The following is a 16,862-nucleotide window of genomic DNA, read 5'->3' on the forward strand; positions in this document are numbered from 1 at the left end:
GATTTATGATTGATGATTGAATATATGATTGGTATTGCCGGCCACTACGCCAACATTTTCTTCGTCGAACTGGTCCTCGTCGTTCAGCCTCCAGGAGCGGAGCGCATCAGACCTTCCGTCCAGCACAGAAATGATTAAGTAGCTGAACCAGGGTTGGGCCGCTACCCTGTCGTGCTCCGAAGGGATGGCCGGATGGTTCGGATGTGAATGGTACACACCCAGCAATTGCAGATCGTTCGCTTCTGCAAACTGTTCAGCTTTTAGATAATCGATCGGGGCAATGGCAAAACGGCGGCGCTTATCGCCTTCCTTTGCATTGTTCACCACCTGGATCTGTGTGATGGCGCGGAAGCCGTTGCTGTCTTCTGTTCCGAAAAGGAAGCCGCAACATTCATCCGGGAATGCTGCAACAGCATCTTTCAAAATCTCTGCCCGGGCGGAGTTATCGATGATGATCATATGATGTTAAGTTTTGAAACTACTTCACTGTATTTGTCTGCATTGTCAGGAAGAATGGTGACCACTGTTCCTGATTCCAGCTGAGTGGCCACGCGGATAGCCCCTGCGAGATTGGCGGCGCTGCTGGGGCTGAGCCGCAGTCCCTCATATTTCCAGGCTGCTTTCATGATCTCCCAGGCTTCTTCTGTTCCCACTTCCTGGTTATGATCTGCCACGGAAGGATCGTAGATACCAGGCACCAGCGCGGTTTCCAGGTGTTTCCAGCCTTCCAGGCCATGCAACGGATTATCGGGCTGCAGCGAAATGAGTTGTACAGAGGGATCAAGCTCCTTCAATCTTCTGCCGGTGCCCACAAAGGTCCCGGTGGTGCCAAGTGCCGCTACAAAATGGGTGAGTCCGGGCAAAGCTTCTTTGATCTCCGGCGCCGTGGTATGATAATGCGCTTTCCAGTTATTGACATTCTTATACTGGTCTGCGTAGAAATATTTATGAGGATGGGAAGCAACCAGTTCCCTGGCGGCAGCCTGTGCGCCATCCGTACCTTCGAAACGGGAAGTGAAAATGATAGTGGCGCCAAGCGACAACAGGATCTCCTTTCGTTCCTTACTGGCATTTTCAGGAAGACAAAGCGTAACAGGTATTCCCAACAAATGTCCAATCTTCGCATAGGCGATACCGGTATTGCCGCTGGTTGCATCCAGCAATGCAGTATTGCGGGACAGCGCTCCGCTCTCGATGGCATGTTTAAAGATATAGTATGCTGCGCGGGCTTTCACACTGCCCGATAATTGCTCCCATTCCTTCTTCGCATACAACTGCACGCCGGGCTTTGAAAAGAGTTTGGTGATGGCATGCAACGGTGTTCGCCCCACCTGGTTCCCCAGCAGCTTTACACTTTGCAGCAGCGATGGATCAACATTTGTTGATGCTGTTGTAACGGACATAATCGGCTTTTTTGTTTTTATGAGTGAGCCACGGACGCAGAGGGACATAAAAAAAGCTCCACCGCGTGGTGGAGCTTCACTATGTTGTTGCATATTTATATACACTAACTTAACCAACGGCTATCGCCCACCCAAATAACCCTGGCGCTTTGTTTACAACAACAGCAACAACAAGAATTATTTGAATGATTGATTTGCATCGGTTGATTCATTTCTCTACAAATATAATAGGAAATTATTTACAATTCCTATTCATTGGGTAGACTATCTGTTAAAAAATATTCACTCAATGCTTCGATACAGCCTTGAGCCCTATGATTGAACCGATTAGGAGAAAGATGAATAATAACCGCAAAAATCCTGCGGGTTCTTTGAAAAGGAAGATACCGACCAGCACAGTTCCCACCGCTCCGATGCCCGTCCACACGGCATATGCAGTGCCCATCGGCAGCGTGAGCGTAGCCCGGTACAGCAGGTACATGCTGATACTCATCGTGATCAGGAAAGCGATCCACCATCCGGTTGATGCAGCTCCCGTGGTTTCTTTGGCCTTGCCCATGCAGGTAGTGAAGGCCACCTCAAACAATCCGGCGATAATGAGAATAACCCAGTTCATAATTTATTGATTTAGGGCTGCAAAGTTCCGCAACCCTGGTATGCGCTGTTTATACAAATGATAAAAACCGCTACTTCACAGCAAAAAGGTGCCCGGCCATTTTTTTATCGTGACCATATACATCTTCCCTGAAATTCAGCCTGCCTTCCCGGTCAACCCAGGCAGTGAAATAGCCAATGAATACAGGAACGCTGTGTTTGAGGGTAACATATTGTTCTTTCCGGGAATTCATGGCTTTGGAGATACTGGCCGAATCCCATTTGGGATCGTCCCGCAAAAGGTATTGCGCCAACCGCTTTGGCTCATGCAGGCGGATACAGCCGTGGCTGAATGCCCGCTTGTCCCTGTCGAACAGGCTGCGGCTGGGCGTATCGTGCAGGTAGATATTGTAGGAATTGGGGAAGAGGAATTTGACGCCTCCAAGGGAATTCCAGGGGCCGGGTTTCTGCCGAACACTGTTCCCGATCTTTTCCATATGATGCCTTGCCAGATAACCGGGATCTCGCCTGATCCCCGGCAATACTTCATTCTTGAGGATGCCAGGCGGCACATTCCAGTACGGACTGAACACAACATATTTGAGGTCGCCGGAGAAGATCACCGTATTGTGCGCTGGTGTACCAACCACTACGCCCATATTCCAGGCATATTTTCCATTTTCGTATACATGTAACCGGTATTCGGGTATATTGATCAGCAGGTAATCGGAAGGTGGCTCAGCAGGCACCCAGCGGATCCTTTCCATATTGATCAGGATCTGACGGATGCGGTCGTCCACCGGTTTATTCATTTCCTTCACCAGTTTGCTGTTCACTTTTCCATCACTGGAGAAACCATATCTTGCCTGATAGTTCCTGACGGCTTCCACCAGCCTGGGCGTGAAAGTTGAACTGGTATCACTGCCTTCGAAATCGCCGGAAGCAAAAAGTCTTTTCTTGATCTGGGTGATCAAAGCAGAAGAATCTCCTTCCCTGTACACTTTCTTACCAGGATCGGCAATGGAAGGCCAGCCGCCTTCTTTTTCGATACCATAATATTTAAGCAAATACTCTTTCAGCAGGTTATACTGCCGGTTGACGGGTTCGTAACGGGACACATCTTTTCCCCTGTTCCTGATCAGGGAATCGAGAAGTGACACCACGTCCACTTTTTTTCGGGGAATGAACCAGCCCAGGTCTTTAAGCTGCTGATTGCTGCCGGCCCAGGCGCGGTTGGCGAACCGGAAGAACTGTTCCGTAAGGCGTAGCTCGGTATTCATGAGCAGCGGGCTCTTCACATTGAAAGAGTCCTTGTTGTTCTTGATGGAATCGATGACCACTTCCAACCTGGGGTCATAGATTGAGCTGTCGCCGGAGTATCCGATATAATTGTTCTGCATCTCTATGAATGTAGGCACGTATTCAGCAATGGTGCCATCAAGGAACCAGGCATACTGGTAGTTGCGTGAGTTATAGAAACTACGCACCCGGTCTGCGAGCGTATCTTGCAGTTTTTCGGCAGCGATGTATTTTTCCATGCTGGCGCTGTCGAAGAACAGTTCGCTGTAAGAGTTCGTCTCATTGATGGTAGTATCCCTGGGGGCTACAGGGGGAGGAGATTTTTCACTGTTGCCATTGCAGGAATAAAAGATAATGGCCGTTACTGCAGCGTATCGTACAAATCTGTTCATAGGTGCAAATATAAATATCAATTATATAGAATACAGGTTGGCAAGAAAGCGTATGAGCATAAGAGTAGTTTCCGACCACCCGGGCCTGCCGGGTAGCCGGAAACTACCGGTGATGCTTACTCTACAGGAGTAAGGTATTGTGCGGAGGCAAATCCTTCCACGCCTTTATCTGTTTTGATCTCCCACCATTGACCTTCTCCCTTGTTCACCAGGGTTACGATCTCATGATGAGCGGCCTTGCCCACGATCGGGTGATCGGTGCCGGGTCCTTTTCGGATGTTCAGGTTGGAAGAGGTGGTAGTCACTTTCGCTTTGGCTCCGGGAGCCATGGATGTGACGTTCAGGTTCATGATCAGGTCAGCTGATCTGTAATCAGGATCGAGCCTGGAATAGATGTCCCACAATTTGTCTTTGGCAGCGCCCGTAGGCACATCGCCATCGATATAGAGAACATTGTCCTGCTCCCTAACCTGCAGATTGGTAGCGCCTGAAGCGTTGGCGGCATCCACCAGTTCCTTGTATTTTTCCTGAAGTGCCATAGTTTGTTCCCTCCTCTGTTTGGTTATTGAATGGTAAGTTTGTTTTCGATCTTTTTAGGCTTCAGTGCATTCAGGCCCATCATGATCTTTTGCAGATCGGCCCTTTTAACTGTACCCGTAAGCGTGATCACGCCATCTTTCACTTCGGATTTTACAGTGGAGAAATCTTTGAGGATGTCATTCACTCCTTTGGTGAGGGGATCATCAGGAGTAACTGTAACGGGTGCGGGATCTGGCATGGGAGGAGGAGCAACGGACAATTGATTGTTCACTTCCTTGATGCCTTTTACGCCAGCCACTGCTGCGGCAAAAGCAGCTTTGGCATTGTCATCTTTCACTTCACCGGTAAGGGTTGCAACGCCATTTTGAACGGAGATCATGGGGGTGGGTCCTCCATCTGGAATTTTAGCCACTGCTTCTGTAGCTGCCTGCTGCAGGTCGGCGTCTTTGGGTTTGCTCTTACATGATTGCTGGGCAAAGGCTACAAACAATACCATTGCCGTAATTGCCATCCATTTTTTCATAATTCGGTGATTTTGATTTTTGCAAAAAAATACCAGTCAATATATTACGCCTAAATATACTATTTTAAACAGTACAGTATTTGTAGCCAAATACCCTATTATGTCACCCTTGATTGGGATCAATTTGTTCAATATCTATTTATAATCTTTTGTACATAATGGCAGAACATATTACAAACGGCTTTGAAAACAGAGTTGAAACTCATAATTTGTTATCTTTAAGAGGATCTACAGACACAAAAAGCACGCAGTGGTTTCTCTTGCAAAAAGGAAACCACCTGGTCAAAAGGCCAGTTTCCATAAAACCATTACCATATGCCTACTTCTGAATATTTTCTGATAGCCGAAGACCACGGTCTTACAAACATGGGCTATACGCTCTTCATGGACCTTCATTTCCGCGACAGCAATTATAAAATAGTGAACACGATGAAGGACCTCCAGGAGATCCTGGAGCAACAGGGCCATCGCTTCACTTTTGCCATCTGGGACCTGGAACTGACCGATGATGATATGACCAATAAGATCGATTTCATCGAGGAAACGGTACAGAAATTCCCTTCCATGTACATCCTGATCGTAACAACAAAGAATAAGCTACGTCATGTCAACCAGCTTTATGGAGCCGGTATCCGCGGGTTCCTGGTGAAAGACTCAAAAGAAACAGAGATCCTGAATGCGATCCAGACTGTATTGAGCGGACAGATCTTCGAGAGCAAGCTGGTAAAGCAGTACCGGGCTATGAACGGCTCCGATACAAAATCGAACTCTCCCGCAGAACCCAATCCCTTCCTCAGTTTGTCCAGAAGAGAACAACAGGTTTTGCGGCAGATCCTGGAAGGACAAAGACTGAAGGATATCTCTTCCGATATAGGAGTAAAGCAAAGCACCATCGCCACCTACAAGCACCGCTTGCTGGAGAAGGTGAATGCGCGGAACATCATCGAGCTGCACGAGATGGCGCGGCTACACAATTTCGTTTAACTTTATTTCCGGGACATTTCATGTAATGGTGGCAGACCGATGGCAATGATCAGCCCGGTCTCGTGCTCACCTGCCTTGATCTCGATTTCCCCTTTCATCAATTGCACAAGGTCAAAGATGATCTGGTAACCGATATGCCATAACCTATGGCCGGAATACACGGCAGATGAATCATGGGAAGCCGAAGCGGTGATCAGTTGTTCGCGGAGCTCTGTGTCCATACTCGCCCCATTGTCTTTTACGATCAGTACGGTATACCCCTGTGTCTGGGATGCCTCCACTTCAATCACACCATCTTTCATATTCTTGTTGGCATTCAGCACAAGGTTGAAAAGCAGGTGGTGCAACAGATGAACTTTCGTTTGCATCTGCATATCTTCCGGAACACGATTGATCAATTCATTATTGCGCCACAAAAAGCGGTCGCCCAGCTCTTCCCTGATCTCTTCCACCACGGCATGAACATCGGCAGGCTCCACTGAAGTACTGTTGTCTGTGTCCTGGATATTGGACCATTGTATCAACTGATCGGAAAGGATCAGCAGGTTTCGCGTGGCATCGTTGATCTCCTTCATTACGGTCCTGATTGTATCCGGGCTCACTTTATCCAGGTTGCGCGAGATCATGCCTGATACTTTTTCGATGGAAGCCACAGGCACGGTAATATCGTGCATCAATACATGCATCACTTTCGCTTTATATAAATTGGAAGCATCCAGCATCGCATTGCCTTCCTCCATCAGTGTGAGTGTTTCAGATAATACTTCATCTTTCTTCCGGTTGACGCGCAACAGATTTTTGAGGAAAGTGAAATGAAGGGTAGTGAAGATGATGAGGCCCATCAGCAGCAACATCGCCAATGCCCAGCACCACCAGGTTTCGTACCAGTAGAGACCGATCCTGAATGGAATTGCTTTCTCGATATATTTCCCGTCCACCGCATTGTACCGGCGGATATACAGAGTATGATCGCCACCGCCGACCTGCTCCTGCTCAGTGACCAGACGGTTCCCTTCCACTACTTTCCATGCTGACCGCTCATCGATCCTGTATTCCACCCGCAGGGAATAAGGATTGCCCCAGCATGCCTGGTTGAATATCCATTTGAGATCGCGATGCTCTTTCTCAAATTCCCAAATGCCTTCACCGGCCGGCTTGATGTATTTGTGATCGGGCGTTTCCGCATAATCGATGAAAAAGGGCTCAGACAGGACTTTGCCGGGAATGGTATTTGGAGAGAACCGCAGCACGCCGTTGATGGTGGATAAGAGCAACTCATCTTTCCACCGGGTGAAGACCGGTTGTGCGCCACCGTTAAATTCATTCGTCATTAACCCCTCCTGCCTGTCGAAATAATCATAATGCAGGATATCTCTGCTGCCGGGATGGTCTATGAAATGCATGAGCAATGATTTTTGCACCCGGAATAGTCCTTTATTGGTAGGCAACCAGATATTCCGGCTGCTGTCTTCGATCAGGGCATGGGTGCTCGACAAATAACTGCTGGCATCCTGCGGGAAAAAAACGACAGAGTCCTTTTCCGGAAGATAGGCGCCAAATCCATGTCCATACGTGCTGAACCAGCAAACAGGATATTGAGGATCTGCCGCTACGAAGCGGGCTTCCATATTGCGGGTTTGCGGTACAAAGGCCCAGCGGCCGGTGGCTTCATCCAGTTTCACAACGCCACGTTCGGTTGCCAGGTAGATAAATCTTCCCTTGCGGGTGAAATAACAGGGATGCGGCATTTTGCTGCGGGGCGAATGGATGCATACATAATATCGCCCCTGGAAGAAATAGCCCCATTGGTAAGTTTCCATTACCCAAAGCTTTTGCGTGGCAGTGTCCAGCCATACAAAGCAGATCCTGTTGTCTTTCCGGCTGGTGTCGGATTTCCTGTAGAAAATACTGGCAGGCCCACCACCCGGCGGCTGGTATTGTACCGTATTTTCATTGCACCAGTAATAGCCGCCGGTGCTGTCGCGCACAAATGGAGAATACATACTGTTCTTCTCCTGCGTATAGGCGGCGCCGTTATTCAACAGGTTGAAAGTAACACCCCTGCTGGTGAGCAGCTGGTTACTGTCTTTCAGGATCTGTGCATATACGCTGTTGATATTGAGGGCCAGGTCCGGCGCCAGCAACTGTTTGAAATTATTCTTCCTGAAAACGAAAAGCCCTTCCGTGGATGTTCCGATAAAGAGTGTCCGGTGACGCGGATAGAAAAGAATGGTGCTGATAGACCTGGGCATTTGCTCTACAGCCACATGGTATGCAGGATATAGACCGCTGTCATCCGATCCCAGTACATACAGTTCCCTCCCTCTGGAAACAATGGCCTGATCGTTCAGCTCATTGTAATAAAGCTGTGTATTGCCCCCTGCATTGCGGATCTCCTCCAGCCTTGCCAGCGCTCCGGGCACCGGAACGGGCTGTTGTCCGCGCACATCATAGCATACGCCCTCCAGCCGGTTGTTCAAGATGTAGAGCAGCCCTCCGGAGCAGAAGATGCGGAGTGAATCTGACTGGAAGGGCAGTTGCTGCCGGAATCTTATCAGGCTGTCTGAATAGATCAGCAGTTCATTGCTTTTGCTGACTACGGCAAAGCGATTATTGGGAATGGCTGTAACGAAATAATCATATAAGGTGGAGAGCCAGTTCTCCTGCTCCTTATAGTATGCTTTCTTTCCAAATGCATGCACTCCCAGCCGCGGGATCTGGTCTGTAGAATGCAGCACTCCGCGGAACCATACATAAAGGGAGTATTGCTGCCAGATCCAGGTGAGCGACTGGTTGATGCTGACATCCTGTGCCCCGATCTTCAGCAGCTGCGAATGAACATTCATAGCATACACGTCCCCGTTATAGGTACGGAACAGGTTCACCAGTTTATTGGTAAGAAGGCTATGATCATGATCGTGATTGAAGCTTCTGAGGGAGATCCCATTGTAACGGACGAGCCCGCCGAAGGTAGCCAGCCAGAGCATGCCTGAGCTGGTATCGATATATTGGGTGATGATGGAATTCTGAGGCAGACCGCTATTGTCATTGAGCGTATTCACCAGCAGGTAAGGATCCGGAGAACTGGTTTGCTGTGATCTAACGCAAATGGGCACACTAATCAGCAGGAGCAGCAGTAAGGCTTGGCAAACCCTTGTGGTTACAGACATAGTAGAAAAGGTAAATGGCAATATTGGACGGGTTATTGAAGCAATGAATATAATGAATTCCGCTGATTGTAAAGAAAATACTACAATCTGTATTTTAACGTGAAACGTAAGTTTACATTGTAATCCTCCCACAGTAATCAAGCGGAGGTTCCCAACCAGGTAGTCCTTAAATTTGGAAGTTTTTGCTGAAGGAAAGAAGATTCTAAAGATTAAGGAGGAAACCATGAGCCACAGGAATTCTAATACAGACGAAATCGTTCAACAATTCAGATCGGGTAATACCGACACATTTGCAATCATTTTTCACCAGTTCTATTTAGAGATCATCTTTTTTGCCAAACAGATTTTGGACAAACCCAGGGAAGCAGAAAGAATTGTAGAGAATACGTTTATAGGTCTTTGGAAATCACATATGCAATTCGAAAACTGGAAAGCCATCAAGGCTTATCTATATAAAAATGTGAGAGATGCCTGCTTTGGAATGATCGAGATTGGACAGAAGGGGATCAAGGATGACGGTTTATCCGTTTATGTGTGGCGGGATGCCACCCAGTTCATGGAAAAAGAACTGAGCCGGCCGGGACCATGGAGAGAGCTCTCCTACAATCCCGCTGAAAATCTGCCACCGCTGGCCAAAGAATATTTCCAGCAACTGAGGCAGGAAAAATCAAAAAACTGAATTCAAACTTTTTTTAGGATAAGGGTTAATGTGTTAATGGAAATGATTAGTAAACCATCCCTGGTATTCTTGCCGGGGATCTTTTTTTTTATGCCATATCGGATTTTTTGTGAACTTTAAGCATCACAAAGGCACTGATTGGTTAACAAATACCCTGATACCGCAAGAGATCTGATGGCACAGATCGTTGCAGGCAATGAGTCTGCCTTTAAAACTTTGTTCAATGCCTACAGCAAGCGCCTTTTCTCCTTCGCACTGGCCATGACCAAATCCTCCGCCGATGCAGAAGAGATCATCCAGGAATGTTTTACACGCCTCTGGGTCCAGCGGAACCAGCTTCCCGCCATCGATTCACCAGAAGCCTACCTCTACCGGATGGTCCGCAACCGGACCCTCGATCATCTACGCAAAATCTCACGCGAACAAAAAATGATCAACCAGGTCTGGACCAATCTCTCCCAGCCTGATCGCTCACTGGAGGAATTCATCCTCACGCGCGAATACCAGCAACTGATCGATCAGGCCCTGAGTCAGCTCCCCCTTCAAAAACAACAGGTATACCGCCTCAGCCGCGAACAGGAACACTCACACGAAGAAATTGCAGCCATCACCGGCCTCTCCAAAAGCCGCGTGAACAATATCATCACGGAAACACTAAAGTTCATCAAAGCGCATCTCGACAAACATTCCGGCGAACTCGGCATGATCTTCTGGATCTACGCCTGGAACCATTTCCGCTGATTTGACTTTTTTTTCTTCCGCACGGTTATTCAATTATCCGCCATTCGTCATACAACAAACCATGTCTGATCCATCACAGGCAAACTAACAACTGTATGTCAACAACACCAGGCAGATTCAATTATCTCTTCTCACGCTATACCAGCAACCAGTGCAGCCGCGCCGAGTTGCAGGAGCTGTTCGATCAGTTCAGGAAAATGGAGCCGGATTTGATACATCCTTACATGGATTCGCTCTATGAAAACATTTCCCCCGGATCGGCGGCTGATAAAATAGACTGGGACGAGCTCTACGAAAAGATCACGGAGCAACAGCAACCTGTAAGAAGAGTGCTCACACTGAAAAGGATCGCAGTGGCAGCTTCCATCATGGCGATCGCCACAACCGCGGCCTGGTACCTGTTTTCACGCAGCGATGAAACACAAACGCCTCCCCCTGTCATTGCAGCCACTACAGATATCCCGCCCGGACGAGATGTTGCCATGCTCACCCTGGCTGATGGCACACAGGTGATGCTGGACAGTACAACTAACGGTCATATTGCCGAACAGGGCGGCATACGCATCCTCAAACAGGCAGACGGCGAACTGAGCTACCTTTCACTGAACGGGCAGTCGAATGCAGCAGGTATGCTCAATACATTAAGTACGCCGCGGGGCGGACATTATCGTTTAACCCTGCCCGATGGAAGCAAAGTCTGGCTCAACGCGGCTTCTTCCATCCGCTACCCCGCTGCCTTCAACAACAAAGAGCGAAGAGTGGAGATCACCGGTGAAGCTTATTTTGAAGTGGCGAAATTCAGGAACCTTCCATTCTATGTACAATCACCACATGGCGAGATCCGGGTACTCGGTACAAAATTTAACGTCAACGCCTATGCGAATGAACCGGTAGTAACCACTACACTGCTGGAAGGAAAGATCGGTCTCACCACCAGCTTCCGGAAAACACCAGTGATCCTGGAGCCCGGAGACCAGGCAATCTTTTCCCATGACAATACTTCCCAACCAGATTATTTGAACGAAATAAAAATACAAAAAGCAGATACCGGGCCCGTGATTGCCTGGACGCAGAACGCATTCGTGTTCTCCAATACCAACCTGGCGGTTGCCATGCGGCAGATCGAGCGCTGGTACGATGTGGATGTGGTACTGAAGGGAGACCTGGCCAATGAAGCCATCATGGCCAACCTTTCGAGGAACATTCCCATCTCACGCGTGATGCATAAGCTCAGTCTCACAGGCCATCTGCATTTCACCATCGAAGGAAAAAAGATTATAGTAACCCGCTAAACCCATTGACTGCTGATGAAGTAAAAAAGGAAAAATGAAAAACTGAGCCCGCAAAAAACCCGGCAGCATTGCTACTGACGGGTGGCCCACAGATGACTGGTACTCACCTGTGGCAATTCGGGCTACCATTTGACAAACCTGTTACAATTGCATTTGATTAACCCAAAACTAAACGAAGTTATGCATTTAACTTGTAAGAATGCAGGCCTGTGCCGGCATTCCATTCAATTACCCGGGGCGCAGCAGACGCCCGGCAGACCCGCCGATTTCAGCCCGTTTCCCCGGTTACAACAAACACTGCGTATTATGAGGCTGCTTATGTTTTTTATGCTCGCAGGATTCCTGCAGGTTTCAGCCAGCGGAATATCCCAGACGGTAACGCTCTCCATGAAAAAAGCTCCTGCCGAAAAAGTGTTCCGCAGTATCGAACAACAAACCGGATTCACTTTCATCGTGTTCAAAAAAGACCTGGAAAAGATGCCATCCGTTACAATCCGGCTCGAGAATTCACCGCTGAAAGATGCACTGGACCAGTGTTTCGAGAACAGTTCATTCACTTATATCATCGACGACAAGAATATCATCGTGCAGGCAAGACAACCGATATCAATTGCATTTCCTCCATTGTACCCAACTTATATCATCTACAATGGAATAGTGAAAGACCATAACGGACAAAAACTGCCCGGCGTAAATATCCAGGTGAAAGGCACACAAACCGGAACCGTCACCAGTATCGAAGGAGCCTTTTCCATCGATGCCAATCCCGGAAATACCCTGGTGATCAGCGCCATCGGATACGAAACGGTGGAATACAAATTGGACAAAAATGAAACTGCCATTACCATCGTGATGAAGATCAAGACCAATATCATGGACACGTCCGTGGTAACGGTGGTGAATACCGGCTACCAGAGCTTCAACCGCGACCGCGCCACCGGATCTTTCGGATATATCGGCAGTGTGGACCTCGACAGGCAGATCGGCGCCATCGATATTACCCAGAAATTCCTGATGCTGCCCGGCGTGCAGCTAGTGAACGGTAATCCCATCATCCGCGGCAAAAGCTCACTCAACGCATCGCAATCACCACTCCTTGTGATCGATGGCTTTGCCTCTGAGCTCGGGTACAGCAGTATCAATCCAAATGATGTTGAAAGTATCACCATCCTCCGCGACGCTTCCGCCGCATCCATCTGGGGAGCACGTGCTTCCAATGGCGTGATCGTGATCACCACCAAACAGGCAAAAAAAGGTGCAAGCCCTCCCGCATTCTCTTTCAGCTCCTCCATCCAGTTCCAGGAAATGCCCGATATCGGCGCCCTTCGCATTGCCAACGCCTCACAGCTCGTGGATGTGGAAATTGAAGCACTCGATAAAGGCTGGTACAACCTCAACAACCCGGAAAACAATTCAGGCTATTCACGCGTGTACGAGATCTACCGCAACCAAAAGAATAACCTGATCACCGAAGAAGAAGCCAACAGACAATACAATGCCCTGCGGAACAACGACGCATGGTCCCAGAAAAACCTCTTCTTCCGAACCGGTCTGCTCACCAATCAGCACCTCTCGGTATCCGGCGCCACCAGCCAGAACAGGTATTATATTTCCATGAATTACCAGGATAACAAGTTCACCTCACGCCAGTCGGAATACAAGCGCATGAACCTGCTCGTGAAAAATAGTTACCAGATCATCCCACAACTCCGGTTCGATGCAGACCTCAACATCGCCTACCAGAAAGGTATGAACAATGGCCTGAGCACTTACGAATTTGTACGGCAGCGCCGCTATGAAATGTTCCTGGATGAAAACGGAAACTATGTTCCTGCTTATGAACCTTACAGGTCTATCCAACGCAACCAGGAATTAATAGACAAAGGGTATCTCGACTGGAACAAAAACCTCAAAAGAGATTTCGACAATTCAGACAAAACCTGGAGCTATTTTGCACCGCGCATCAACTTCAGCCTGGCATGGAATGCCACCCGGTCCCTCTCCCTGGAAACAAAATTCCAGTATGAACGAACCGAAAACAGGAATGATGATTACCAGAACCTGGAAGTATACAATACCCGGAACCTGGTCAACCAGTTCACCATCATTGGACCAGATAACAAACCGGTTCACCAGCTACCACGTGGCCCCATCTTTTACCAGAACAGCTCCAGCTTACAGGCAGTCAACTGGAGGAACCAACTCAAATTTGACAAAGAATGGAACGGATCGCAACACCGCGTAAATGCCATTGCAGGTACTGAAATCACCAGGGTAAAATCACTGGAACGGAAAGACCGGTTCCATAATTACGACAAACAAAGACTCACCTACAGCCAGATCGACGCCAACAAACTGGCGGGAGGCGTTACCGGGTGGAATGGCCAGAATACTACTTACGCACCACTGTTCCAGCCAGTGATGGAAAAAGAGAACCGCCAGTTCTCCATGTATGCCAACGGTGCTTATACCTACGACGACCGCATTATTTTTTCTGCCAGCGGACGCATCGATAAGTCCAACCTCTTTGGTGCAGCTACCAATGATAAAGCAACACCACTCTACAGCTTTGGCCTGGCCTGGAACCTGAGCAAAGAAAAATTCTTCCATGCAACTTTTGTAAACAACCTGAAACTCCGCGCCACTACCGGCCTCAATGGCAATATCGATAAATCCACCAGTAAAGTACTGGTAGGCATTCCCCGCACCAATAACTATTCTACCGGTGAAGACTACCTGGAAATCGAATTCCCTGAAAATGCCAGGCTTCGCTGGGAAAGTACCAGAAGCACCAACTTCGGTGTGGATGCCAGCCTCTTCAATAACCGCCTCGAACTGAGTGCCGACTACTACATCAAAAAGAGCTACGACCTGCTCGGATTTGTACAGGCAGACCCCTCTGTCGGCTTTGAAAGAGTGTACAAGAATACAGCCGAAGTCAGTAACAAAGGAATTGATATCCGCATCAGTGGCGAAATCCTGCCTAAAGGAGATATCCGGTGGACATCCACACTCAACCTTTCCGTTAATAAGAACAAGGTTACTAAAGTATATGTTCCCACACCTTCCATGACCAATTACCTCACCGGAGGAAAAAGCAGGGAGATAGAAGGAAAACCCATCGATTATTTCTACAGCTATAACTGGGCAGGGCTGAATGAAAATGGTGAACCAATGGCGTATAATGATAAAGGTGAGAAAGTTCCCTGGAGCACTTCCGAAACTCCCAAACTGGAATGGCTCGTTTATTCCGGAAGCACACTGCCTGATGTATTCGGTTCTTTCATGAACGTGATCAGTTGGAAAAATCTCACACTCACCCCCGTTTTCACCTACCAGTTCGGGGCTGTGATGCGGGCCCCTGTTACCTATGTACGCTCAGCCATTCCGGTAATGGAAGATATCGCAACAAGATGGCGCAAAGCAGGGGATGAGAACAGCACCAGCCTTCCAGGCCTCTATTCTACAGCCAACGAACCTTATCAACGCAGACTGTTCTATGCACAGAATTCCAGCAGGGTGGTAAGCGCCGATTTTATTCGTCTCAGTGTACTGAGCCTGAGTTACAACCTGCCACAACGCTGGACAGGCAATATCTTCCGCAATATTCAACTGGCGGCCCAGGGCACCAATGTTTTCCTCTGGAAGAAAAACGGTCTCGGCATCGATCCCGAAGCCATCAGCAGGAACTCAGGCGACCTCAGCCTGCCGGAAGTGAAAACCTGGACCATCCAACTCAAACTGGATTTCTAATTTTTTGGTGAAGCCTAAACTGTTCCAAAATGAAAAAAATACTCAGCATATTGATGGCAGGCATTTTGTTCGCAGGCTGCGACAAATACATCGACATCAACGAAAAGGGAAAAGTAATCCCCACTACCATCGACGACTATTACGATATCTTGTGCGATTACAGCAACTTAATTGTCAGCACCACCAATGCCTTCATGGCCAGTGACGACATCAAAGTGTACAAAGACGAAGTGAACCGCATCTTCTTTGGCGCCGATATGTTCACCAACGCCTATCTCTGGAAGGACTTCATTTTTGTGAATGATGAAGACAATGACCAGGACTGGAATAGCCTCTACAAAACCATTTACAAATCCAATGTGGTGCTGGATAAGATCGATAACGCCGCAGGTTCCAATGAAACACTTCGCAAGAAAGCAAAAGGAGAAGCACTGGCACAAAGAGCCTATTCCTATTTCATGCTGGTGAACCTCTATGCACCGCATTACAACCCCGCTACCTATGAAAAAGATATGGGCGTTCCCCTATACCTCGAAGCAGATATCAATGACGCCAAACCACGTGCAACCGTAAAAGCAGTATACGATCAGATAGAGAAGGATCTCACAGACGCAATCCCACTGCTGCCGCCAACACCCGAATTCAATTACCATCCCAGCCAGGCCGGCGTAAACGGATTGCTCGCCAAAGTATACCTCTACCAGGGAAAATATGAACTGGCAAAACAAAAAGCACAGGCCGCCCTGGATGTATACAGCTTCCTGTACGACCTCAAAGACATGGACTTCATTCCAGGCCTGCCGAAATACCTCGGTGTGGCCGGCGCTCCCAACCGCGCCATCGATAACCGGGAAGGGCTCTGGCACAAACAAGCGCATAACACTTTCGTATACATGATTGGCGTATACATGTCTGATGAACACCGCGCACTCTACGATGAAAAAGACCGCAGGCTCTACCTCACCGTGATTGAAGAAGGCATGTTCGGCAACAACCAGCATGGGCCCAATATCTGGCCCAAAGAGAAATATTTTAAAACCGGCGTATATACGCCAGAGTTATATCTCATCCGGGCAGAATGCAATGCCAGGCTGAATGAACCCGGTCTCGCCATCGACGACCTCAATACCCTCCGTGCAAAAAGGTTCCTGCCTGCCGACTTTGTGGCTATCAACCGGAACCAGACCGATCTGCAGGCACTGGAACTGGTGCTCAAAGAACGCAGGATGGAACTGTTTGCAGAAGGGTGGAGATGGTTCGATCTCAAACGTCTCAATCTCGATCCCAGGTTCAGAAAAGACATCTCCAGGGATTGGGGCGGAGAAACCGTTACACTTGAACCGGACGACAAGAATTATATTTTCCCGATCCCCAAAAAAGTGATGATCCTCAACACACTCATGGAACAAAATCCGAGAGACAACAGACAATAACCACTGACCCCAAAAGTGCGGAACGCAGGGACCGGTGCTATCCCGTTTGAAGCACCGGC

Annotated in this window: 13 protein-coding genes; 6 read left to right on the top strand and 7 right to left on the bottom strand. The window is 48.4% G+C overall.

Features of this window, described 5'->3' with window-relative positions; genetic code table 11:
- Positions 1-3: 3 nt before the first annotated feature.
- The 6 genes from D9Y29_RS17280 to D9Y29_RS17305 form a co-directional block, all read right to left on the bottom strand.
- Positions 4-459, bottom strand: a complete 456-nt coding sequence (locus D9Y29_RS17280) for a M67 family metallopeptidase (protein WP_127130496.1) — start codon at positions 457-459, stop codon at positions 4-6.
- Positions 456-1,403, bottom strand: coding sequence for a PLP-dependent cysteine synthase family protein (locus D9Y29_RS17285; RefSeq protein ID WP_127130498.1), 948 nt, complete (start codon positions 1,401-1,403; stop codon positions 456-458). Before D9Y29_RS17285 ends, D9Y29_RS17280 begins: the two co-directional genes overlap by 4 nt.
- Before the next feature lie 286 nt (positions 1,404-1,689).
- The gene (locus D9Y29_RS17290; RefSeq protein WP_127130500.1) at positions 1,690-2,019 is read right to left on the bottom strand and encodes a DMT family transporter; all 330 of its coding nucleotides are present in this window, start codon (positions 2,017-2,019) and stop codon (positions 1,690-1,692) included.
- A 70-nt stretch (positions 2,020-2,089) separates the two neighbouring features.
- Positions 2,090-3,688, bottom strand: a complete 1,599-nt coding sequence (locus tag D9Y29_RS17295) for a L,D-transpeptidase family protein (RefSeq protein WP_127130502.1) — start codon at positions 3,686-3,688, stop codon at positions 2,090-2,092.
- Between the two features lie 116 nt (positions 3,689-3,804).
- Positions 3,805-4,227: an SH3 domain-containing protein gene (locus D9Y29_RS17300; RefSeq protein WP_127130504.1), complete on the bottom strand. Its 423-nt coding sequence runs from the start codon at positions 4,225-4,227 to the stop codon at positions 3,805-3,807.
- Positions 4,228-4,250: 23 nt separating this feature from the next.
- Entirely contained in the window at positions 4,251-4,751 is a 501-nt protein-coding gene (locus D9Y29_RS17305; protein WP_127130507.1) for a BON domain-containing protein, read from the bottom strand.
- 315 nt (positions 4,752-5,066) lie between these two features.
- On the opposite strand from D9Y29_RS17305, the gene D9Y29_RS17310 reads away from it, so the two are divergent.
- Positions 5,067-5,735 (top strand): LuxR C-terminal-related transcriptional regulator, encoded by a 669-nt coding sequence (locus tag D9Y29_RS17310; protein ID WP_127130509.1) that lies wholly within the window; start codon positions 5,067-5,069, stop codon positions 5,733-5,735.
- 2 nt (positions 5,736-5,737) lie between these two features.
- On the opposite strand, the gene D9Y29_RS17315 is transcribed toward D9Y29_RS17310, so the two are convergent.
- On the bottom strand, positions 5,738-8,905 hold the full coding sequence (locus tag D9Y29_RS17315) for a sensor histidine kinase (protein ID WP_164735452.1): 3,168 nt from the start codon (positions 8,903-8,905) through the stop codon (positions 5,738-5,740).
- Between the two features lie 223 nt (positions 8,906-9,128).
- Here D9Y29_RS17315 and D9Y29_RS17320 point away from each other — a divergent pair, with 223 nt between their 5' ends.
- The 5 genes from D9Y29_RS17320 to D9Y29_RS17340 all read left to right on the top strand — a co-directional run bounded on the left by D9Y29_RS17320 (position 9,129) and on the right by D9Y29_RS17340 (position 16,803).
- Complete coding sequence (locus tag D9Y29_RS17320) at positions 9,129-9,584, top strand: sigma-70 family RNA polymerase sigma factor (RefSeq protein WP_127130513.1); 456 nt, start codon at positions 9,129-9,131, stop codon at positions 9,582-9,584.
- A gap of 174 nt (positions 9,585-9,758) precedes the next feature.
- Positions 9,759-10,325: an RNA polymerase sigma factor gene (locus D9Y29_RS17325; protein WP_127130515.1), complete on the top strand. Its 567-nt coding sequence runs from the start codon at positions 9,759-9,761 to the stop codon at positions 10,323-10,325.
- Positions 10,326-10,420: 95 nt separating this feature from the next.
- Positions 10,421-11,617 (top strand): FecR family protein, encoded by a 1,197-nt coding sequence (locus tag D9Y29_RS17330; protein WP_127130517.1) that lies wholly within the window; start codon positions 10,421-10,423, stop codon positions 11,615-11,617.
- 306 nt (positions 11,618-11,923) lie between these two features.
- Positions 11,924-15,370 (top strand): SusC/RagA family TonB-linked outer membrane protein, encoded by a 3,447-nt coding sequence (locus tag D9Y29_RS17335; RefSeq protein ID WP_164735453.1) that lies wholly within the window; start codon positions 11,924-11,926, stop codon positions 15,368-15,370.
- Positions 15,371-15,399: 29 nt separating this feature from the next.
- Entirely contained in the window at positions 15,400-16,803 is a 1,404-nt protein-coding gene (locus D9Y29_RS17340; protein ID WP_127130521.1) for a RagB/SusD family nutrient uptake outer membrane protein, read from the top strand.
- Positions 16,804-16,862 lie beyond the last annotated feature (59 nt).

It is taken from the genome of Pseudoflavitalea rhizosphaerae (genome assembly GCF_003991355.1).
GTDB classification, from domain to species: domain Bacteria; phylum Bacteroidota; class Bacteroidia; order Chitinophagales; family Chitinophagaceae; genus Pseudobacter; species Pseudobacter rhizosphaerae.